Raw genomic sequence first — 20,717 nt, forward strand, 5'->3', positions numbered from 1 at the left:
CTCGTACATAGCGCAGGTGTGCGAACGCCGTTGGGGGGACGGGCCGTGGAATTCCAGACGCGGAAGGTGCGCGCCGGCGCGCTCGATCTGAACGTGGCCGAGGCCGGGCCGGTCGACGGGCCTCTGGTCATCCTGCTGCACGGCTTTCCGGAGTTCTGGTTCGAGTGGCGCGAGTTGATCGGGCCGCTCGCCGAGGCCGGCTTCCGCGTCGTGGCCCCCGACCAGCGCGGCTACAACCTCTCGGACAAGCCGAAGGGCGTCGACGCCTACCGGCTCGACCTTCTGGCCGGCGACATCTTCGCCCTCGCCGCCGCCCTCGGGCGCGACCGCTTCAGCGTCGTCGGTCACGACTGGGGCGCCTCGGTCGCCTGGTGGATGGCGACGATCCGGCCGCAGCCGATCGAGCGGTTGGCGATCATGAACGCGCCGCACCCGGCGGTCTGGAAGCAGGCCATGACCACCGACCCCGAGCAGCGCAACAAGAGCCGCTACGTCCAGATGCTGCGTATTCCGGCCCTGCCGGAGCTGATGGTCAGGGCGGGCGGCTACAAGGGATTGTCCGACGCCTTCGCCAGCTCGCCGCGCCCCGAGGCCTTCACGCCGCAGATCATGGCCAGATACCAGGAAGCCTGGCGTCGGCCCGGCGCCCTGACCGGCGGCTTCAACTGGTACCGGGCGCTGTTCCGCGCCGAGCTGGCCGTCCCGGCCAAGGGTTCGATCGGCGTGCCGACCCTGGTGCTGTGGGGCGACCAGGATCCGTTCGCCGAAGCGAAGCTTGCCGAGGAGAGCGCGGCGCTCTGCGCCAGCGCCGAGGTGGTCCATTTCCCGCACGCCAGCCATTGGCTGCCGCACGACGAGCCCGACGGGGTGAGTCAGCGGCTGCTGGCGTTCCTGAGAGGCTAGGACCCGCCGTCAGGCGCGGGGGCGCAGCGCCTCGCCGAGCACCCGGCCCACCTGCAGGCCGCTCTGCCCGGCCCAGTAGAGGAAGCCCAGGCCGAAGGCGACCCAGATCAGGTTGCGCAGCAGCACCGGCAGCGGACCGGCGTTGGGCAGGAAGGTCAGCACCGCCTGCACCACCACCAGGCCGGCGCCCCATTCCATCAGCACCGGCGGGCGCATCAGCGGACCACCGTGAACAGGGCCTGGGCGTCGCGGCGCAGGTGGACCGCCTGCAGGTGCTCGTTCTCCAGCAGCTCGCGGGCCCGGTCGAGGGCGGCCTCGACCGAGTCGGAACTCAGGAACTCGACCCGCTTCGCCCCGTCGGCGAAGTCCAGGTGAAGCTCGTAGCGGTGCATCGTTCGATCTACAGGTTCCCGCCTGGCGGAGTTCGCGACCAAGGACCCGTCCGTCCGGCCGGCCACGCCAGGCCCGTCCAGCTTGACCGTCCCCTCGGCTCCGCCCTTGATCCATCTCAAGGGACCATCTGCGGCCATACCGAAATTTCGATAATGTCTTCAAGACGCGGTCGCCGCAGGGGCGATCCCGGTTCGCCGCCGTTGCGAAAAAACTGTACGGCCCCGCGAGCCGCCGTCACCCTGAGCGGACCATTCGTGGTGATTCCCCGATTTGAGTAACCTAGCGGCGAGGCGCGTAGTGGCCGGAGCGAACATACTGGTCGTTGAAGACGACGCTGAGCTGCTCCAGCTGATCGGCCGCGCGCTGGAGGCCGCGGGGCATCGGGTCCAGCTGGCGCCTTCGGGGGAGGCGGGGCTCCGGCAGTTCCAGGCCGATCCGCCGGACCTGGTGGTCTGCGACATCGTCATGCCCGATCGCGACGGCATCGAGCTGATCCCGCAGATGAAGGCGCTGAAGGACGAGGTGAAGATCCTGGCGATCTCCGGACGCCAGATGATCGGCCTGTTGGATGTCCTCAATCTGGCGCTGCAGCTCGGCGCCGATTCGACCCTGCCGAAGCCCTTCGAGCTTGACAACCTGGTCGCCCACGCCGAGGCCTTGCTGCCCGCGCGGTAGAGCGGCTCGCCGCGCAGGCGAGGCGCTCATCCCTCAAAAGCGAAATCTCGCGTCGGGCCTTGGCAAGGCGCGGATATTCCGCGCATTCGCGCGACTAGAAATATCCGTATGCTGCGCTTAAGGTGCACCCCCAGAAGTTGATCGGGGGATATTTCGCAACTCATGCGAATGAAGCGGGAGCAGGCCGCCATCGCGGTCAGCGCGCCCTTGATGCTCGGCGGGCTGGTGGCTGCGGCGCTCGCGGACACCTGGCCGGTGCGGCTTGGCGGCGCGGCGATGGTGATCGGCGCCTCGGTGGCGCTCGCCGTCACGGGGCGGCGGGCCCGCCAGCTCAGTTGGGGACTGGCGGCTCTGGGTGCGGTGGCCGTCCTGGCCAGCTGTATCTAGTCCCCATCTAATCCTCCGCTCGCTTCATCCACAGGCGTTCGGCCATTCCGCCGCATTGACGCCTTGAGGCTGGGGTCTGCTCAATCGCGGGTAGTCGAGGGAGGTGGGCTATGCTTCGCGGGATGACCCGCATCTTCACCCATAGGGCCGCCGGCGTGGCGTGGTGCCTGATGGCCCTTTCGCTCGCGGTGGTGCTTGGCGTGACCACGGCGCAATCGAGGCGTCAGGAGGACTTCCTGAAGGGGCGCATCGCCGCCCTGGCGACCCACGACGCCTCGCAATTGCAAGCCGAGCTGGTGAGCTGCCGCGCCACGGTGCGTTCGTATGCCTCCGCCGCGTCGGCCGTCGCGGCGCGCCAGGTCCAGGCCGAGACCACCCCGGTCAAGGCGGCCCGGCAGGATCCGCGCGCGCTCGCCGCTGAGCTGGCCAACACCCCGCCGGCGGGCTTCGACGTCTGTGCGCGCATGGAGAGCGCCGACCAGGCGGTGCTGAAGGCCCTGGATCGCCGATGAGAGGGCCGGCGAGAGGGCCGGCGACGGTCGCGGTCCTCGCGGCCCTGGCGCTCTCAGGTTGCGCCGCTTTGCGCGTGCCGCCGGGGCCGCCTCCGGCGCGCGCCGCGCCGCCGCCCCGCGCGGCCGCTCCCGCGCCGCCGCCGAAGGTGGTGCGGCCGCTGGCCGCCAAGCCGGTGAAGTGCGTTCCCGAGGACCTCGGCCCTGCGCCCGCCTATCCAGACACCGACGCCGCCCTGCGCGACGCGGGCGGCGCCGCCGACCGTTACCAGTTGCTGGCGGCCGGCCGGCTGCTGCGTGAGCAACGGCTTCAGAAGCTCGAAGACGTCGTCAAGCGCTGTCGCGCTGTCGCCCGCTAGAGACTTGCTTTTTTGAAGGTTTGGCGCGGAACGCGCGGCCCTTCGCATAAGTTAGTCCGGCATGCCGAAGTACTTCTTCAACACCGTGGACGGACGGCGTTATCCCGACGAAGACGGCATGGAGCTCGGCGACCTCGACGGGGTCCGGTCGCGAGCCACGCGCGTCATCGGCGAACTGCTCAAGGAGCGGTCGGCCGATTTCTGGGATACTGGGCGCCTCAGGCTCGAGGTGACCGACGAGGGAGGCAAGGTCGTGCTGGTGCTCGACGTCTCCCTGACCTGCCAGATCGCCGCCTGAAGCGCGGGATCGAACGCCGAAGCCGGGCGTTCACGTTCCATGGAGAACGAAGCCGACAAGCTGGCCCGTCTGGTCGAAGCGCTTCGGCGGGCCGTGATAGGCGCCGAACTGCGTCGCGGCCGGACGGCGCGTCCGCGCTCGCGGGCGACCTAGGTCCCGAGCCTCAGGCTGTGACGATCGCCGCCCAAATGGCCGCGCCGGCCACGGCTGCGCCGAGCGCCAGGCCTGCGATCAGACCCAGCAGATAGTCGGCCGGGGGAATCGGACGCCATTGCATGACGCTCGACTTCCCAGCGCCGTGCGCCCCGCGCCACCGAACCAAAGTTGCAGGGTGGCGACCTGATAGCTTCGGTAGCGGAGCTAGATGCGCCCCAGGAGCGCCGACTCGGCCATGTCCAGCCAGATCTCGGCGATGTCGCACAGCGTGGTGCGCTCCAGCTCCGTGGTCGCCTGGGCCAGAAGCTCGAAGGCCTCCTGGGCGCGGCGCGTATAGCGCGCCGCAGCGTCGGCGCCGCTGGTCGTGAGGCGCTCCGGGCGTGGGAAGGGTTCTATGATGGCCGACATGGGCGCTCCGTCAGGCGGGAGCGCTTCCGCGTTCTCAGCACCGGCAGCCAAGGTGAAGCCGGCGATGACGGAAGGTTACACCCGGGGGGCGGGACCGTCGCGACAATTCTCCGGCAGCGCTTGTGATAACTCCCCAAGCTGGGGGCAACCGGGGTAGAAGAGGGCGATGACGGACACCGCCTGCGAGGTCTGGTTCTACCACCTGGAGCGCACCGGGCTCGACCAGGCCTTGCCCGAGCTCCTGGAGAAGACTCTGTCGCGGGGCTGGAAGGCGCTGGTGCGCACCGCCGAGCCGGCGCGGGTGGAGCACCTCGATGGCTGGTTGTGGAGCTATCGCGACGAGAGCTTCCTGCCGCACGCGCCGGCCGCCGAGCCCAACGCCGCGCGCCAGCCGATCCTGCTGACCACCGATTTCGAGAACCCCAACGCCGCCGACGCCCTGTTCCTGGTCGATGGCGCCGAGCCGGGGGATCTGGCCGGGTTCGCCCGTTGCGTGGTGCTCTTCGACGGGGCCGACGAAGTCCAGCTCTCCGGCGCCCGGGCGCTCTGGAGCCGCATCAAGGGGCTGGGCCACCCGGTGTCCTACTGGAAGCAGCAGGCCCGCGGCTGGGAGAAGCAGGCGTGAGGCGTCTGCTGGCCGTCGCCGCCCTCGTCCTGATCGCCAACGGCTGCGCCAGTCCGCCGCCGACCCCCGAGCCGCCGTTCGGCGCGCCGCCTGCGGACCGGGCAGGCGCAGAGGCGCCGCCGCCCGAAGCGGAGCCCGAGACCGCGCCCAAGGACGCCTGCGGCGCCGCCGAGGCGCAGGGACTGGTCGGCCGGCCGCGCACCGAAATCCCCGTGCCGCTCGACCCGTCGCGTCAGCGGGTCGCCTGCACCACCTGTCCGATCACCCAGGACGAGCGGCCCGACCGCCTGAACTTCTTCTTCGACGCCGCGACGGGGATCATCAGACAGGTCCGCTGCGGCTAGGGCGCTGGCAGATCGGGGACCGCGACGCCGAGTTCGCGGATCAGGTCGATCCATGCCGCCAGGCCCGCCCGCCGGTCGAACAGCCTCTCGGCCGTGGCGCGGGCTGCGGCGCGTAGGCCGGCCTGGGCCGCCGGATCGCGGCAGGCCGCGATCATCGCTTCGGAGAGGGCGGCCACGTCGAAGAACGGCAGCAGCCGCCCGTTGATCCCGTTCTCGATCGCATCGCGCAGCGGCGCGGTGTCCGAGCCGATCACGTAGCAGCCCGACGCCATCGCCTCGGCCAGCGACCAGGAAAGCACGAAGGGATAGGAATAGTAGACGTGGGCGGTGGAGAGCCTGAGCGCCGCCAGCATGCGCGCGTGCGGCACCCGGCCCAGGAAATGAACCCGCGCGGGATCGATCTCGACGCCCTCGAAACAGACCTCCTTCCAGGTCTTCCCGTTCGGCGCCGAGCCCGAGTAGCCATGGTCGCCCATGTTGCCGATCAGGATCGCCTGGGCCTGGGGAACCTCGGCGAGCAGCCGGGGGAGGGCGCGCGCCAGGATGTGCAGCCCCCGGAGGGGCTCCATGTTATTGTTCACATGGGTGATGACCGGCGTGCCCGGCTGGATCACCCGTCCGTCGTCGAGGACGAACGGCTCCGCCGGACCGGGGCGGATGACGTCCAGCTCGACGCCCTCGTGGATCAGCCGGACCAGAGGCTGGAACACCTTGGGCAGGGTCGCGGCCTGGAACGGCGTCGGGCAGACGAGGGCGTCGGCGTCGGTCATCGCCATGGACGAGACCGCGTTCTTGGACCTCGCCAGCAGCCGGGCTTCCTCGGTGTAGGGCTTGAACTCGAGGTCGAAGCCCACGTCGAGGCCGCGGGAGGCGTAGAAGAACTCGGGGTAGAGGATCTGCCGCGCCTGGGGCCAGACTTCCTTGAGCAGGGCCGTCTCGCCCCAGCCGGTGTGGCCGATGATCAGGTCGGGCGTGAACCCCTGGGACTGGGCGCGCTGGGCCGCGGCGTGGGTGTAGGAGGCGCGCAGGAAGTCCGCCTCGGCGCGGACCGCCAGGGGAAGGATGCCGAAGGTGGTGCCGCGCTGGATCGCATACTTCAGCGAGGGCACGCCCGGCACGTCGCCCGACGCGTGCTGCTGGGCGATGGCGCCGCAGCGCACGCCCCGCGCCACCAGGGTCTCGGCGAGCGCCCGGAACTGGGCTGGGAAGTTGTTGTGGACAAAGAGGACCGTCGCCATGCGGCGCCCTTAACTCCCGAGGCGTCGGCGCTTACGGCGCCCTGGTGCGGATGAGAGGACTCGAACCTCCACGCCTTGCGGCGCTGGAACCTAAATCCAGTGCGTCTACCAGTTCCGCCACATCCGCGCTGTCGTTGCTGTCGCGGCGCCCGGCCGCGACGTCAAGTTCTAAGGCCTCGTCGTCTGGACTTGGCCGCAACACGGCCGGGCAATGCTAGGGACTTGGATGGCGCCTGCCGCCGTGACATAAGGGCGCCCGCGCGCCGCCCGCTCCAGTGAGGCGGCGCTTGTCCATTTCCAGCCAATGGGGCCGGCGCGGCAACTGCCCGCGGACGTCCCGCAATCTGAAGAATGTCCATGCAAGTCGTTGAAAAGTCGGTCGAAGGGCTCAGCCGCGTTTATGGCGTGACGGTGCCCGCCAAGGATCTCGCCGAGAAGCTGGAGGCGCGGATCGCCGAGATCACGCCGACCCTGCGCATCAAGGGCTTCCGTCCGGGCAAGGTGCCGACCGCGCACGTCCGGCGCCTGTACGGCAAGGGCCTGATGAGCGAGGTGCTCGAGCAGACCCTCTCCGAGACCACCCAGAAGGTCCTCAACGACAACAACGTGCGGCCCGCCAGCGAGCCGGACTTGAAGCCCGAGGGCGACCTCGCCGAGGTCATCGAGGGCAAGGCTGATCTCGCCTACGAGATCGCCGTCGACGTCATGCCGGAGTTCGAGCCGGTCGACCTCGAGAAGCTCAGCCTGACGCGCCCTGTCTACGAGCCGACCGACAAGGAGGTCGACGAGGCCGTCGACGAGCTCGCCAAGCAGAACCGCACTTACGAGACCAAGACCGGCAAGACCGTGAAGGCGAAGGAAGGCGACATGGTCGTCATCGACTTCATCGGCCGGATCGACGGCGAGGCCTTCGAGGGCGGCACGGCCAATGACGTCGAGCTGGTGCTCGGCTCGGGCCAGTTCATTCCGGGCTTCGAGGACCAGCTGGTCGGCGCCAAGCCGGAGAGCGACGTCACCGTGAAGGTGAGCTTCCCCGAGGACTATCAGGCCGAGAACCTGAAGGGTAAGGCGGCCGAGTTCGAGACCAAGGTGAAGGAGGTCAAGGTTCCGGTGGAGTCCAAGCCCGACGACGCCTTCGCCGAGCGCCTGGGCGTCGAGAACCTCGAGAAGCTCCGCGAGCTGATCAAGACCAACCTCGAGCAGCAGTACGCCGGCGCCAGCCGCTTCAAGCTGAAGCGCGCCCTTCTGGACCAGCTCGACGAGAAGCACGACTTCCCCCTGCCCCCGAAGATGGTCGAGGCCGAGTTCGCCTCCATCTGGAGCCAGGTCCAGCAGGACAAGGAAGCCGGCCAGCTGCCCGAGGACGACGCCAAGAAGACCGACGAGCAGCTTGAGACCGAGTACCGCAAGATCGCGGAGCGCCGCGTGCGCCTGGGTCTGGTGCTCGCCGAGATCGGCCGCATCAACAGCGTCCAGGTCACCGACCAGGAGCTGATGAACGCCATGCGCCAGGAGGCCATGCGCTACGGCGCCTCCGCCCAGCAGATCTTCGACCTGCTGCGCAACAACCCCAACGCCCAAGCCCAGATCCGCGCCCCGCTGTTCGAGGACAAGGTCGTCGACCTGATCGTCGAAAAGGCCAAGGTGAAGGACAAGAAGGTCTCCAAGGACGAGCTCATGAAGGAAGAGGACCTGCCGGCCGGCTACGGCGGCTGATCCCGCTTCAGGGCGAGAGCATCGAAGGCGGCCACGCGGCCGCGGAAGGCCCCGGGACCTCCCGGGGCCTTTTCGTTTGTGTGCGTTTCACCGGCGAAATGCGGGCCTGAAGCCGCCGGATAGCTTCACAGCTGCGGCGCCTCGCCGCGTGGCGGCCTGTCGCATCACTTGGCGGTTGCAGTCATATTCCAAACGCTCTCGCCCCGAAGGAATCGCATTCTTTGAGGGGCTTAGACCAATTCGACGCCGGCGTTGAATAAGGCAGAATATCGACGCAAGTAGATCGTTCGCAGCACCAGGATAGACTTAAGCTTTGCCGTAGAAGGAACTGCGACATCTCGCCAGTCCTGTCGCACCCCCTCGAATGACTAGCTTGCCCTCGCCGCGACGGACGGGTCGCGGAACGGGGCAGGGCACACGAGGGACAAGAATGACGGCGACGCTCACCTTCAGTGACGATTTCAACAACCTGAGCCTTTGGAACGGGTCCGGCGGCACCTGGTCGACCACCACCCACTATGTCGATCCGATGGGCAATGGCTCCTCGCTGCCGAGCAACGGCGAGCAGGAGTGGTACATCAACGCCAACTACGGCCCGACCGCGTCGGTGAAGCCGTGGACGGTGAACAACGGCGTGCTGACGCTGACGGCCCAGAAGGTCGATCCGTCGATCGCCGGCTACCTGGGCTATAACCAGTCCGGCCTGCCGGCCATGGGCTCCTACCAGTACACCTCCGGGCTGATCGAGACCGACCACTCCTTCAGCCAGACCTACGGCTACTTCGAGATGAAGGCCCAGCTGCCCGCGGGGCAGGGGCTGTGGCCGGCCTTCTGGCTGATGCGCACCGACGGCTCCTGGCCGCCGGAGCTCGACGTCATGGAAGCGCTCGGCAAGGACACCACGACCGCCTACGCCTCGGTGCACACGGCCCAGACGGGGACCCACACCTCGCAGGGTATGGCGGTCAATCTCGGCGACTTCTCCAGCGGCTACCACACCTATGCGGTGGACTGGGAAGCCGACAAGATCACCTTTTTCTACGACAACAAGCAGGTCTATCAGGTCGACACCCCGGCCGACATGCACAGCCCCATGTACATGATCGCCAACCTGGCGATCGGCGGCGGCTGGGCGGGGTCGGCGGACGCCTCGACGCCGGCCGTGTCGCAGATGAATATCGACTACATCAAGGCCTGGACCTCGAACCCCTACGCCGACGGCCAGGCGGCGGCGACGGCTCCGACGGCGGCGACCTCGCCGGCGAGCGGCTCCACCGCGACGGCGTCGGTGGTCAACGGCGTGGCCAGCGCCCCGCTCGAGGGCGGCAGCCTGCAGGGCGGCGACGGGGCTGACACCCTGACCGGCGGCGCCAACGGCTCCAACCGCCTCATGGGCGGCGGCGGCTCCGACCAGATCACCGGCGGCGGCTACTTCGATGCCCTCAACGGCAACGCCGGAGCCGACACCGTTCACGGCGGCGGTGGCGACGACTGGGTCTCGGGCGGCCGCGACGACGACTTCGTCTTCGGCGACGCCGGTAACGACATCGCCAACGGCAATCTCGGCAACGACACCGTCGACGGCGGCCCCGGCGACGACACGGTCCGCGGCGGCGCGGGCGACGACCGCCTGTTCGGCGGGGACGGCAACGACCACCTGTGGGGCGACCGGGGCGTCAACAACCTGACCGGCGGCGCGGGCGCGGACACCTTCCACACTTTCGCCGGCGCCGGCGTGAGCTACGTCAGCGACTTCCACCAGGCGGAGGGCGATCGCATCGCGGTGGACGGCGCGGCCTACACCGTCAGCCAGTCCGGGGCCGACGTGCTCGTGGACCTCGGCGGCGGCACGCAGATGATCCTGCAGAACACCCAGCTCACCTCCCTGCACGACGGCTGGATCTTCTAGCCACCCCGATCCCGGGGCAGCCCTTCTGCGCGGCGTGGTCGGCGAGGATCATGGCCGCGCAGGCGGTGACCTTGCAGCCCGTCGGGATGTGCAGGAATTCGTTCGGCCCGTGCGCGTTGGAGTGCGGGCCGAGCACGCCGGTGATCAGGAACTGGGCCTTGGGGAACTTCGCGCCCAGCATGCCGATGAACGGGATCGAACCGCCTTCCCCCATCATCGCCGCCTCGCGCCCGAAGGTCGCCTTTGACGCCTTCTGAAGCGCCGCCTCCAGCCACGGGGCGAGGGGCGGGGCGTTCCAGCCGGCGCCGGCCTGCTCGGCCTGGAAGCTGACCACCGCGCCCTGCGGCGGATCCTCGGTGAGGGCGCGCGTCATGGCCTCGCCGGCCTTCTGGCCATCCACGGTGGGCGGCAGGCGCATGGAGAGCTTCAGGACGGTCCGCGGCCGCAGGACGTTGCCGGCGGCGGCCGGCGTCGGCAGGCCGTCGGCTCCGACCACCGCGAGCTGGGCGCGCCAGGTGCGGTTCAGCACCAGCTGGACGGCGTCGTCGAGGATCGGGTGGGTGTCGCCCTTGAACGGGAACTTGCGCCAGACCTCTTCCCCCAGGGCGGCGGCGGCGACCTTGGCCTGCTCGATCCGCTCGGGCGGAATCTGGGCGGTGAGCTCAGGCAGCAGCACCTCGCCGGTCTTCTCGTCCTCGATCCGCGAGACCAGCGCCCGGGCGAGGCGGAAGCTGTCCGGGACGATCCCCGAGGCGTCGCCGGAATGGACGCCCTCGCTCAGCACCTCGACGGTGAGCTGGCCGCCGGCCAGACCGCGAAGCGAGGTGGTCAGCCAGAGCTGGTCGTAGTTGCCGCAGCCGCTGTCGAGGCAGATCACCAGCGACGGCGAGCCGATGCGATCGGCGAGGTGGTCCACGTAATGGGGCAGGTCGTAGCTGCCGCTCTCCTCGCAGGCCTCGATGAGGATCACGCAGCGGGCGCGGGCGATCCCCTGTTCCTTCAGGGCCAGCAGGGCGGTCAGCGAGGCATAGATGGCATAGCCGTCGTCCGCGCCGCCCCGCCCGTAGAGTTTGTCGTCCCTGATCACCGGCGTCCAGGGACCGAGCCCTTCGGCCCAGCCGGTCATCTCCGGCTGCTTGTCGAGGTGGCCGTAGAGCAGGACCGTGTCGTCGATGTCGCCCGGGACCTCGACGAGGATCACCGGGGTGCGGCCCGGCAGGCGCACCACCTCGAGCGTCGCGCCGGGCAGGGCGGCGAGCTTGGACTTCGCCCAGCCGGCCATGTGCTCGACCGCCCGGTCGATGTGGCCGGTCTGCTCCCAGTCGGGGTCGAAGTGCGGCGACTTCGCCGGGATCGCCACATATTCCACGAGCTGCGGCACGATCTCCTCGTCCCACAGGCGCCCGACAAAGGCGTTCAAGGCATTCACGTCCACGCGACACGCTCCGCTGGCTTTACGCCGCGGCGCCTTAGCGCGGTGGAGGAGTCAGGGAAAGGGGAGTTCGGGCCTCAAAGCCCGCGCAGGTGGCGGAGCAGCTCGGCGTTCTCGATCCGGGCGCGGCGCTCGTTGATCTCCTGGAAGAGCGTCGCGGCGCCGATGTCCTCGTCGAGCGGTGCGCTCAGGCCTTCGGAGGCCCGCGAGAGGATTTGCGATTGCGGCGTCGGAACGATGTCGCTGTCCGGCGTCATGGCGGTTCTCCCAAGCTCCCAGCCCCGGGAGCTCCCTGGTCATTAAGGTATCATTTACCTCTGGACCCCGCCAGGGTGCAGCTTTGCGGCAAGACCATTCCAGCGCTCACGTTCGCTTGAGGCAGGGCTTCCTTCGCACGCCGCAATTGCAGCGGTCGCCAAAACAACCTGAAAATGACCGAACAAGGTTCAGGAAAGGCTTGGCTTCCCTATCGGGAGGGGCGTAGCCTTCTTCCCATATCGACGCCGCGTCGCGCCCGGCAAAGGCCCTTCTGCGCCCCCGCCTTCCGCGAGAGTAGAGCGTTTCGGGAAGGAATTTGCGTAGTGCAGCGGACGAGTAGCTGGGGGCCGGATTACTTCCATAAGGTCGTGGACTGCCAGTGGGCCTGTCCGGCGCATACGCCGGTGCCGGAATACATCCGGCTGATCGCCGACGGCCGCTACACCGACGCCTACATGATCAACTGGAAGTCCAATGTCTTCCCGGGGATCCTGGGGCGGACCTGCGACCGTCCGTGCGAGCCGGCCTGCCGGCGTGGCCGGGTGGAGGAGGAGCCGGTGGCGATCTGCCGGCTGAAGCGCGTCGCGGCGGACAACAAGTCCGACATCCACGCCCGCCTGCCGGCCCCGGCCGCCCAGTCGAACGGCAAGCGCGTGGCCTTGGTCGGCTGCGGCCCGGCCTCGCTGACCGTCGCCCGCGACCTCGCCCCGCTCGGCTACGAGCTCACCCTGATCGATGCGGAGATGAAGGCCGGCGGCATGATCCGCAGCCAGATCCCGCGCTTCCGCCTGCCGGAGGAGGTGATCGACGAGGAGGTCGGCTACATCACCGCGCTCGGCGGCATGGAGCTGCGCTTCGGCGAGCGCGTCGACAGCCTCAAGGGCCTGCTCGACCAGGGCTACGACGCGGTGTTCGTCGGCTCGGGCGCGCCGCGCGGCCGCGACCTCGAGATCCCCGGCCGCGTGGAAGGCGCGGCCAACATCCATATCGGCATCGACTGGCTGGCCAACGTCTCGTTCGGCCACATCGACAAGATCGGCAAGCGGGTGATCGTGCTCGGCGGCGGCAACACCGCCATGGACTGCTGCCGCACCTCCCGCCGTCTCGGCGGCGAGGACGTCAAGGTGATCGTCCGCTCCGGCTTCGAGGAGATGAAGGCGTCCCCCTGGGAGAAGGAGGACGCGATTCACGAGGACATCCCGATCATCAACTACCGGGTGCCCAAGGCCTTCACCCACATGGACGGCAAGCTGACCGGCGTCCTCTTCGAGGTGGTCAAGGCCGAGTACGACGAAAAGGGCCGCCGCCGGCTGGTCCCGTCCGGCGAGCCGGACGAGCACTACGAGTGCGACGACGTGCTGGTGGCCGTCGGCCAGGAGAACGCCTTCCCCTGGATCGAGCGCGACATCGGCCTCGAGTTCAACGAATGGGACATGCCCAAGGTCGACGAGGTGACCTTCCAGTCGACCAACCCCAGGGTCTTCTTCGGTGGCGACGCCGCCTTCGGCCCCAAGAACATCATCTGGGCCGTGGCCCACGGCCATGAGGCGGCGGTCTCGATCGACAAGTTCTGCCAGGGCGAGGACGTCAGCCAGCGCCCGGCGCCCGACTTCTCGCTGATCAGCCAGAAGATGGGCATCCACGAGTGGAGCTACGACAACGACGTCTCCAACGACCACCGCTTCCGGGTGCCGCTTCGCGAGAAGGCCGAGGCGCTCAAGGACGTGCGGCTGGAAGTGGAGCTGGGCTTCGACCAGGCCCTCGGCCTCAAGGAGGCCCAGCGCTGCCTCAACTGCGACGTCGAGACGGTGTTCGCCGACAGCCTGTGCATCGAATGCGACGCCTGCGTAGACATCTGTCCGATGGACTGCATCACCTTCACCGCCGACGGCGAGGAGGCTGACCTCAGGCCCCGGCTGAAGGCGCCCGCCCTGAACCTGGAACAAGATCTCTACGTCTCCGGGGCGCTGCCCACGGGACGGGTGATGGTGAAGGACGAGGACGTCTGCCTGCACTGCGGGCTCTGCGCCGAGCGCTGCCCGACAGGCGCCTGGGACATGCAGAAGTTCTTCCTGAAGATGACGCATGCGGGGGAGGCCGGATGCCGGACCAAGTGAAGCCCCGGGTGAACGACTTCGTCGTCAAGTTCGCCAATGTGAACGGCTCGGGGTCGGCCAGCGCCAACGGCCTGTTCGCCCGCTCGATCATCCGCATGGGCGTGCCGGTGGCGGCGCGGAACATCTTCCCGTCGAACATCCAGGGCCTGCCGACCTGGTACGAGGTGCGCATCACCGAAGCCGGGCACCTCGGCCGGCGGGGCGGCGTCGACCTCATGGTCGCCATGAACCCGCAGACCTGGGCCCGCGACGTGGCCGAGGTCGAGGCGGGCGGCTACCTCTTCTACGATTCCACCAAGCCCATGCCGCCGCAGGCGTTCCGCGACGACATCACCGTGGTCGGCGTGCCGCTGACGGCCATGTGCAACGCCCGCTACCAGCTCGCGCGCGAGCGCCAGCTCTTCAAGAACATCGTCTATGTGGGCGCGCTCGCCGCGCTGCTCGGCATCGAGGTCGAGGCCATCCAGGAACTGCTGGCGGAGGACTTCGCCGGCCGGCAGAAGCTGATCGACGCCAACTTCGAGGCCCTGCAGATGGGCCACGACTACGTCACCCAGAACCTCAAGCCCCTGAAGCTGCAGGTGCGGCGCGCCGACAAGGTCGGCGACCGCATCTATGTGGAGGGCAACGCCGCCGCCGCCCTCGGCGCGGTCTACGGCGGGGCGACGGTCTGCGCCTGGTATCCGATCACGCCGTCCACCTCGGTGGCCGAGGCGTTCATGAGCTACTGCAAGGATCTCAGGACCGATCCCGACACCGGCCAGGCGCGCTACGCCATCGTCCAGGCCGAGGACGAGATCGCCTCGATCGGCATGGTCGTGGGGGCGGGCTGGAACGGCGCGCGGGCCTTCACCGCCACCTCCGGGCCGGGCATCTCCCTGATGACCGAGTTCATCGGCCTCTCGTACTTCGCCGAGATCCCGGCGGTGATCTTCGACGTCCAGCGGGGCGGCCCGTCGACGGGCATGCCGACGCGCACCCAGCAGGCCGACCTCTTGGCGGCCGCCTACGCCAGCCACGGTGACACCAAGCACCCGCTGCTGCTGCCTGCCGATCCGGGCGAGTGCTTCGAGATGGGGGCGCTGGCCTTCGACCTCGCCGACCGGCTGCAGACCACCGTCTTCGTGATGCTCGACCTCGACATCGGCATGAACGAGTGGCTGACCAAGCCCTTCCAGTGGGACGACTCGCGCCAGCTCGACCGCGGCAAGGTGATGACCTACGCCGACCTCGAGGCCGGCAAGGACTTCGGCCGCTACAAGGAAGTCGACGGCGACGGCATCCCGTACCGCACCTATCCCGGCTCTCATCCGACCCGCGGCGCCTATTTCACCCGCGGCACCTCCCGCAACCCCTACGCCCGCTACTCCGAGGAGGGCAGCGTCTACGTCGACAACATGGAGCGCCTGCTCCGCAAGTTCGACACGGCCAAGTCGCTGATCCCCGCGCCGCTGGTGCGCAAGGCCAAGCGCAAGACGCCGGACGGGGTGATCTATTTCGGTTCCTCCACCGAGGCGATGCACGAGGCCCTGGAAGTGTTGGAAGGGCAGGGACGCTACCTCGACGCCATGCGCGTCCGCGGCTTCCCTTTCTGCGACGAGGTCTATGACTTCATCGCCGCCCATGAGCGGGTGTTCGTCGTCGAGCAGAACCGCGACGCCCAGCTCAAGACCATGATCGTCACCGAGGGTGGGGTCGATCCGGCCAAGCTCGTTTCCGTGCTGCACTACGACGGCACGCCCATCACGGCCCGCTTCATCGCGGGCGAGATCGCGACCCTCCTGGCGGTCGGCCCGGTCATCGAGGCGGCGGAATGACCTACATCACCAAGCCCCAGCTGCATCACCCGGCCCTGGCCAAGAACAGCCTCGGCTACACCCGCCGGGACTACGAGGGCTCGGTCTCGACCCTGTGCGCCGGCTGCGGCCACGACTCCATCTCGGCGGCCATCATCCAGGCGGTCTACGAGCTGGAGCTGCCGCCGCACCGGATCGCCAAGCTGTCGGGCATCGGCTGCTCGTCCAAGACGCCGGACTACTTCCTCGGCAACAGCCACGGCTTCAACACCGTCCACGGCCGCATGCCCTCGGTGCTGACCGGCGCCAACATGGCCAACAAGGACCTGATCTACCTTGGCGTCTCGGGCGACGGGGACAGCGCCTCGATCGGCCTCGGCCAGTTCGCCCACGCCATGCGGCGCGGCGTGAACATGCTCTACATCGTCGAGAACAACGGCGTTTACGGCCTGACCAAGGGCCAGTTCTCGGCCACCTCGGACAAGGGCTCGAAGTCCAAGAAGGGCGTGGTCAACCACGACGCCGGCATCGACCTCGTATCCATGGCCCTCCAGCTGGGCGCGACCTACGTCGGGCGCTCGTTCTCGGGCGACAAGGCCCAGCTCGTGCCGCTGATCAAGGCCGGCCTGATGCACCGGGGCGCAGCCTTCATCGACTGCATCAGCCCCTGCGTGCAGTTCAACAACCACCAGGGCTCGACCAAGAGCTACGACTATGTCCGCGAGCACAACGAGGCGGTGAACCGGCTCGACGTGATGACGCCCCGCGCGCCGATCAACGTAGACTACCAGCCGGGCCAGACCGTCCAGGTCGCCCAGCACGACGGCTCGGTGCTGTCGCTGCACAAGCTCGACGAGCTCTACGACGCCTCGAACCGCGCCGCGGCCCTGGGCTTCCTCCAGGCCAAGCAGGCGCAGGGCGAGGTGGTCACGGGCCTGCTCTACATCGACCCGGACGCCGAGGACCTGCACGCCGCGCTCGACACGGTGGACCGGCCGCTCAACGAGCTCACCACCGCCGACCTCGTCCCCGGCTCCGCCGCCCTCGCCAAGATCAACGCCGCCCTGCGCTGATTTGCTTTCCCGCGAAGCGGGAGAGGAAGTAGGGGTAGAAGAGCGCCTAGAACAAATAAAGAACCTAGGCCGTCGCCAGCTCGCCGACCACGAAGGCGTCTTCGCCCGCCGCCATCAGGCCGTCGAGCACCGCCGGCACGTCGTCGGGGGCGACGATCAGGGTCAGGCCGAGGCCGCAGTTGAAGGTGCGGCGCATCTCCTCGGTGGCGACGCCGCCGGCCTGCTGCAGCCAGTCGAACACCGGCGGCAGGGACCAGGCGTTCCAGTCGAACCGCGGGACAAGGTCCTCAGCGATGGCCCGCGGCGGGTTCTCGATCAGGCCGCCGCCGGTGATGTGGGCGAGGCCCTTCACCCGGCCGGCCTTGAGCTGCGGCAGCACGGTCTTGATGTAGATGCGGGTCGGGGTGAGCAGGGCCTCGGCGAGGCTCTGGCCGGCGGCGAAGGGCGCGGCGGCCTCCCAGGCCAGGCCCGAGCGCTCGACGATGCGGCGGATCAGTGAATAGCCGTTGGAGTGAGGACCGGAAGAGGCGAGGCCGATCAGCACGTCGCCCGGCTTCTGGTCGTCGAAGCGCGGCAGCACCTTGTCGCGGTCGACCGCGCCCACGCAGAAGCCGGCCATGTCGTAGTCGCCGCCCGAGTACATGCCCGGCATCTCGGCGGTTTCGCCGCCCACCAGGGCGCAGCCGGCCTGGCGGCAGCCCTCGGCGATGCCAGCGATCACCGCGGCGGCGGCCTCCACCTCCAGCTTGCCAGTGGCGTAATAGTCGAGGAACAGCAGGGGCTCGGCGCCCTGCGCCAGCAGGTCGTTGACGCACATGCCGACGAGGTCGATCCCGACCGTGTCGTGGCGCCCGGTCTCGATCGCGAGCTTCAGCTTGGTGCCGACGCCGTCGGTCGTGGTGACCAGCAGCGGATCGTCGTAGCCGGCCGCCTTCAGGTCGAAGAGCGCCCCGAAACCGCCCAGCGAAGGCGTCGATCCGGCCCGCGCCGTGGAGCGCGCGAGCGGCTTGATGCGTTCGACCAGGGCGTTTCCGGCGTCGATATCAACGCCAGCTTGCGCATAGGTCAGTCCATTGGGCCGGTCGCTCATGAAGGTCAGGTCTTCCAAGTCGAGGAAATGGTCGTATAGCGCGCATCGCGGGCTTGCAGACTCGGGCGCGCGCGGGGCTATAGCTAATCGATGACGCCGATCACAACCACCGCCGAACTGGCGGCGTTCTGCGACAAACTCAAAGGCCAGCCTTTCGTCGCCGTGGACACCGAGTTCATGCGCGAGACGACGTACTGGCCGAAGCTGTGCCTGATCCAGGCCGCGGCCGCCTCGGCCGAGGCGACGATCGACCCGCTGGCGGAGGGCCTCGATCTCGAGCCCTTCCTCGAGATCCTGCGCGATACCTCGATCCTGAAGGTGTTCCACGCCGCCCGGCAGGACGTCGAGATCTTCAACAACCTGAAGGCCATGCCGCGGCCCCTGTTCGACACCCAGGTGGCGGCCATGGCGGCGGGCTTCGGCGAGCAGATCGCCTACGACGCCCTGGTGCGCCAGACGCTGAAGATCGAGATCGACAAGTCCAGCCGCTTCACCGACTGGGCGCGCCGGCCGCTCTCCGACGCCCAGCTCTCCTACGCCCTGGCCGACGTGACCCACCTGGCCAAGCTCTATCCGATGCTGCGCCGCCGGCTGGAGGCCGAGGGCCGGCTGGGCTGGGTGGGCGACGAGATGGCCAACCTTTCCGACCCGGCCAACTACGACGTCGACCCGGAGAACGCCTGGCGCCGGCTCAAGCCGCGCCGGCACACTGCCAAGTACCTGGCCGTGTACCGCGCCGTCGCCGCCTGGCGCGAGCGCACCGCCCAGATGCGCGATCAGCCGCGCGGCCGCATTCTCAAGGACGAGGCGATCGACGAGGTCGCCACCCAGGCGCCGACCGACGCCGACGCGCTCGACCGGCTGCGCTCCGTGCCCAAGGGCTTCTCCGGCTCGCGCTTCGGACCGGACCTGATCGCCGCGGTCCGCGAGGCCCTGAAGGATCCCGAGGGCTACGCGCCCGTCATCGAGAAGACCCGCACCCAGTCCTCGCCGGCCGCCGGCGCGGTGGTGGAGCTGCTCAAGGTGCTTCTCAAGGCGCGGGCCGAGGAGGCGGGCGTCGCCTCCAAGCTGATCGCCACCGTCGCCGACCTCGAGCAGATCGCCAACGACGACGCGGCCGACACCGCCGCCCTCAAGGGCTGGCGGCGCGAGGCCTTCGGCGAGGACGCCCTCAAGCTCAAGCGCGGCGAACTCGCCCTGGTGCTGGACGGCGCCCGCGTGCGGGTGGTCGAGGTGCGCCGGGCCCCGAAAGCGGCCTCGGCGGGCTGAAATCGGCCCATTAACCGCGATCCTGAGGATAAGCCGAAGCGACGGAATCGTTTCGGTTTCCTGACGCAGTCCCGTGGTTCTCCACAGACGCTCCACCGCTCGCCCCGCGCGTTCTCCACAAGCCGGGGTTGCGGGCCGCTTGTCGCCGAACGGGGTTAGGGTGAAGCTCCCCTTGCCGAGAGGAACTGCGGCGCGGCGGACCGGGAAACCGGAGCGCGAAGCGGGCAGGAGGCTCTCAGGGATGGCGGCTTCTGGGGCGACCCGGCGGCCGGCGGACCTGAGGCGCCGGGGGTGGCAAGACGCGGAAGGGGGCGACCCCGGCGCGGCGAGCGCCTCCGGACCTTGAAGGCTCAGATCCCCCAACGGATCTGGTTCAGAGGGCGGCGGTTCGGGCGACCGGATCGTCGCCCTCTTGCTATGCGCGCTCCACTCTCGATGGCGGCGGCCAGTCAGTTCGCGTCCGGCGAGACAGCCGCGCGAGAATCGGCAAGCTTCCAGCTCTCGTCACCCGGATTCGGACGCCTCGCATGAGCCGCGCACCTGGCCTCGACCTGCTGCGCGCCGTCGCGATCCTCGCAGTCATGTATTCCCACACCCAACTGTTCGGGCTGCGTCCGATCGATGACCCGGTGGCCAGCTTTGGCTGGATGGGCGTGGACCTGTTCTTCGCCCTCAGCGGCTTCCTGATCGGCGGGCAGCTCTTCCGCCTGATCGCCGCGGGCGAGGCGGTCCGCCCGGGCCTGTTCTATCTTCGCCGCCTGTTCCGCACCGCGCCGGCCTACCTGGTGGTCGTCGCCGTCTACTTCGCGTTCCCGGTGGTGCGCGAGCGCGACGGCATCGCCCCGCTCTGGCAGTTCCTGACCTTCACCGAGAACCTGTTCGTCGACTTCGCCCGCGCCAAGACCTTCAGCCACGTCTGGTCGCTGTGCGTGGAGGAGCAGTTCTACCTCGTGGTTCCGCTGGCGGCCTGGCTCCTGGCGGGGCGCAGGGGCGGGGTGCTGCGGCCGGCCGCGATCGTCGCCCTGCTGCTCGGCGGCATGGCGCTGCGGGCCCACATCTGGCTGCACGACCTCGCGCCCCAGCACGGCCAGGCCTTCACCTTCGGCTGGATGGAGAAGATCTACTATCCCACCTGGACCCGGCTGGACGGCCTCCTGGCGGGCCTGGCCTTCGCCGAGGTCCGCGCCTTCCGGCCCGGGCTCTGGCAGGCGATCGCGCGCCGCGCCAACCTGCTGCTGGCGCTCGGCCTCGCCGGCGTCGCCGTTTCGATATGGATTTGCGGCGACCAGCGGTCCTTCGTCGCCAGCGTCTTCGGCTTTCCGATCCTCTCAATCTCGATGGGGCTGCTGGTCGCCGCAGGCGCGAGCAGCGGCTCGCTGATCGGCGCCCGCGCCGTCCCGGGCGCGGGGCTGATCGCCGGCATGGCCTACAGCCTCTACCTCACCCACAAGCAGACCTATCACCTGGCGCAGATGCTCGCCGGACCCTGGCTCGCAGCCCATCCGCCGCTCGCCGTGGCGGCCTACGCAGGCGCCGCCCTCGGCGTTGGATCGGCGCTCTATCTGCTCGTCGAGCGTCCGTTCCTGAAACTGCGCGACCGGATCCTCGCACCGGCTGGGCGAGCCGCGCCGGCCGAGGCCCCGAGGCTCGCCGCCTAGGCTCGTCATCGATCCGACACCGAGGCGTCGCCGAGCCGACAATCAAGCTTGGCCGTAGCGTCACGGCCAGACGCTACCCACCCGGTACGGAGCGTCGGCGGCGC

At 69.0% G+C, this 20,717-nt stretch carries 22 protein-coding genes and 1 tRNA gene; 15 read left to right on the forward strand and 8 right to left on the reverse strand.

All coding sequences use genetic code 11. From position 1 onward, the window contains the following. The first annotated feature begins 45 nt into the window (after nucleotides 1-45). Nucleotides 46-903, forward strand: a complete 858-nt coding sequence (locus DJ017_RS12085; protein WP_227000123.1) for an alpha/beta fold hydrolase — start codon at nucleotides 46-48, stop codon at nucleotides 901-903. A 9-nt stretch (nucleotides 904-912) separates the two neighbouring features. Here the strand turns inward: DJ017_RS12085 and DJ017_RS12090 are convergent, their stop codons facing one another. Continuing rightward, complete coding sequence (locus tag DJ017_RS12090; RefSeq protein ID WP_111528954.1) at nucleotides 913-1,119, reverse strand: hypothetical protein; 207 nt, start codon at nucleotides 1,117-1,119, stop codon at nucleotides 913-915. Next, a complete protein-coding gene (locus DJ017_RS20390) occupies nucleotides 1,119-1,295 on the reverse strand; it encodes a hypothetical protein (RefSeq protein ID WP_165830605.1) in 177 nt (58 codons plus the stop codon). The genes DJ017_RS12090 and DJ017_RS20390 overlap by 1 nt, the downstream gene beginning before the upstream one ends. A 298-nt stretch (nucleotides 1,296-1,593) precedes the next feature. Between DJ017_RS20390 and DJ017_RS12095 the strand changes: the two genes are divergently transcribed. The 5 genes from DJ017_RS12095 to DJ017_RS12115 all read left to right on the forward strand — a co-directional run bounded on the left by DJ017_RS12095 (nucleotide 1,594) and on the right by DJ017_RS12115 (nucleotide 3,524). Further along, nucleotides 1,594-1,971: a response regulator transcription factor gene (locus DJ017_RS12095; RefSeq protein ID WP_165830606.1), complete on the forward strand. Its 378-nt coding sequence runs from the start codon at nucleotides 1,594-1,596 to the stop codon at nucleotides 1,969-1,971. Between the two features lie 162 nt (nucleotides 1,972-2,133). Next, nucleotides 2,134-2,358, forward strand: a complete 225-nt coding sequence (locus DJ017_RS12100; RefSeq protein ID WP_133255451.1) for a hypothetical protein — start codon at nucleotides 2,134-2,136, stop codon at nucleotides 2,356-2,358. Nucleotides 2,359-2,480: 122 nt separating this feature from the next. Further along, on the forward strand, nucleotides 2,481-2,870 hold the full coding sequence (locus DJ017_RS12105; RefSeq protein WP_165830607.1) for a hypothetical protein: 390 nt from the start codon (nucleotides 2,481-2,483) through the stop codon (nucleotides 2,868-2,870). Then, the gene (locus DJ017_RS12110; protein WP_133255452.1) at nucleotides 2,867-3,226 is read left to right on the forward strand and encodes a hypothetical protein; all 360 of its coding nucleotides are present in this window, start codon (nucleotides 2,867-2,869) and stop codon (nucleotides 3,224-3,226) included. Before DJ017_RS12105 ends, DJ017_RS12110 begins: the two co-directional genes overlap by 4 nt. A gap of 61 nt (nucleotides 3,227-3,287) precedes the next feature. Beyond that, nucleotides 3,288-3,524, forward strand: coding sequence for a DUF6894 family protein (locus DJ017_RS12115; RefSeq protein ID WP_111528959.1), 237 nt, complete (start codon nucleotides 3,288-3,290; stop codon nucleotides 3,522-3,524). 360 nt (nucleotides 3,525-3,884) lie between these two features. Here DJ017_RS12115 and DJ017_RS12120 read toward each other — a convergent pair whose 3' ends face one another. Further along, on the reverse strand, nucleotides 3,885-4,088 hold the full coding sequence (locus tag DJ017_RS12120) for a hypothetical protein (RefSeq protein ID WP_111528960.1): 204 nt from the start codon (nucleotides 4,086-4,088) through the stop codon (nucleotides 3,885-3,887). 166 nt (nucleotides 4,089-4,254) lie between these two features. On the opposite strand from DJ017_RS12120, the gene DJ017_RS12125 reads away from it, so the two are divergent. Both DJ017_RS12125 and DJ017_RS12130 read left to right on the forward strand, forming a co-directional pair. Next, nucleotides 4,255-4,713, forward strand: coding sequence for a DNA polymerase III subunit chi (locus tag DJ017_RS12125; RefSeq protein ID WP_111528961.1), 459 nt, complete (start codon nucleotides 4,255-4,257; stop codon nucleotides 4,711-4,713). Next, a complete protein-coding gene (locus DJ017_RS12130; RefSeq protein WP_165830608.1) occupies nucleotides 4,710-5,057 on the forward strand; it encodes a peptidase inhibitor I78 in 348 nt (115 codons plus the stop codon). The genes DJ017_RS12125 and DJ017_RS12130 overlap by 4 nt, the downstream gene beginning before the upstream one ends. On the opposite strand, the gene DJ017_RS12135 is transcribed toward DJ017_RS12130, so the two are convergent. Then, nucleotides 5,054-6,295, reverse strand: coding sequence for a glycosyltransferase (locus tag DJ017_RS12135; RefSeq protein WP_111528962.1), 1,242 nt, complete (start codon nucleotides 6,293-6,295; stop codon nucleotides 5,054-5,056). The two genes, DJ017_RS12130 and DJ017_RS12135, sit on opposite strands and share 4 nt — an antisense overlap. Nucleotides 6,296-6,337: 42 nt before the next feature. After that, nucleotides 6,338-6,422, reverse strand: a tRNA-Leu gene (locus DJ017_RS12140). 230 nt (nucleotides 6,423-6,652) lie between these two features. Here DJ017_RS12140 and tig point away from each other — a divergent pair. Together tig and DJ017_RS12150 are read left to right on the forward strand one after the other, a co-directional pair. Beyond that, complete coding sequence (tig, locus tag DJ017_RS12145) at nucleotides 6,653-8,011, forward strand: trigger factor (protein ID WP_264371494.1); 1,359 nt, start codon at nucleotides 6,653-6,655, stop codon at nucleotides 8,009-8,011. Nucleotides 8,012-8,441: 430 nt separating this feature from the next. After that, the gene (locus DJ017_RS12150; RefSeq protein WP_165830609.1) at nucleotides 8,442-9,920 is read left to right on the forward strand and encodes a family 16 glycosylhydrolase; all 1,479 of its coding nucleotides are present in this window, start codon (nucleotides 8,442-8,444) and stop codon (nucleotides 9,918-9,920) included. On the opposite strand, the gene DJ017_RS12155 is transcribed toward DJ017_RS12150, so the two are convergent. Together DJ017_RS12155 and DJ017_RS12160 are read right to left on the reverse strand one after the other, a co-directional pair. Beyond that, nucleotides 9,889-11,355 (reverse strand): M20 family metallopeptidase, encoded by a 1,467-nt coding sequence (locus DJ017_RS12155; protein WP_111528965.1) that lies wholly within the window; start codon nucleotides 11,353-11,355, stop codon nucleotides 9,889-9,891. The genes DJ017_RS12150 and DJ017_RS12155 overlap by 32 nt on opposite strands. A gap of 74 nt (nucleotides 11,356-11,429) precedes the next feature. Further along, entirely contained in the window at nucleotides 11,430-11,609 is a 180-nt protein-coding gene (locus tag DJ017_RS12160) for a hypothetical protein (RefSeq protein ID WP_111528966.1), read from the reverse strand. A gap of 369 nt (nucleotides 11,610-11,978) precedes the next feature. Here DJ017_RS12160 and DJ017_RS12165 point away from each other — a divergent pair, with 369 nt between their 5' ends. From DJ017_RS12165 to DJ017_RS12175, 3 genes are read left to right on the forward strand one after another with little or no spacing between them, the layout of a single operon-like run. Next, on the forward strand, nucleotides 11,979-13,727 hold the full coding sequence (locus DJ017_RS12165; protein ID WP_227000124.1) for an FAD-dependent oxidoreductase: 1,749 nt from the start codon (nucleotides 11,979-11,981) through the stop codon (nucleotides 13,725-13,727). After that, complete coding sequence (locus DJ017_RS12170; RefSeq protein ID WP_111528968.1) at nucleotides 13,712-15,544, forward strand: 2-oxoacid:acceptor oxidoreductase subunit alpha; 1,833 nt, start codon at nucleotides 13,712-13,714, stop codon at nucleotides 15,542-15,544. Before DJ017_RS12165 ends, DJ017_RS12170 begins: the two co-directional genes overlap by 16 nt. Then, complete coding sequence (locus DJ017_RS12175) at nucleotides 15,541-16,596, forward strand: 2-oxoacid:ferredoxin oxidoreductase subunit beta (RefSeq protein WP_111528969.1); 1,056 nt, start codon at nucleotides 15,541-15,543, stop codon at nucleotides 16,594-16,596. The genes DJ017_RS12170 and DJ017_RS12175 overlap by 4 nt, the downstream gene beginning before the upstream one ends. 64 nt (nucleotides 16,597-16,660) lie before the next feature. Here the strand turns inward: DJ017_RS12175 and purM are convergent, their stop codons facing one another. After that, on the reverse strand, nucleotides 16,661-17,686 hold the full coding sequence (gene purM / locus DJ017_RS12180) for a phosphoribosylformylglycinamidine cyclo-ligase (protein ID WP_111530079.1): 1,026 nt from the start codon (nucleotides 17,684-17,686) through the stop codon (nucleotides 16,661-16,663). 90 nt (nucleotides 17,687-17,776) lie between these two features. On the opposite strand from purM, the gene rnd reads away from it, so the two are divergent. Both rnd and DJ017_RS12190 read left to right on the forward strand, forming a co-directional pair. Continuing rightward, a complete protein-coding gene (gene rnd / locus DJ017_RS12185) occupies nucleotides 17,777-18,955 on the forward strand; it encodes a ribonuclease D (protein ID WP_111528970.1) in 1,179 nt (392 codons plus the stop codon). A gap of 527 nt (nucleotides 18,956-19,482) precedes the next feature. Then, complete coding sequence (locus DJ017_RS12190; RefSeq protein WP_111528971.1) at nucleotides 19,483-20,613, forward strand: acyltransferase family protein; 1,131 nt, start codon at nucleotides 19,483-19,485, stop codon at nucleotides 20,611-20,613. Nucleotides 20,614-20,717: the final 104 nt, after the last annotated feature.

The sequence above is a fragment of the Phenylobacterium soli genome, from assembly GCF_003254475.1.
Taxonomy (GTDB): domain Bacteria; phylum Pseudomonadota; class Alphaproteobacteria; order Caulobacterales; family Caulobacteraceae; genus Phenylobacterium; species Phenylobacterium soli.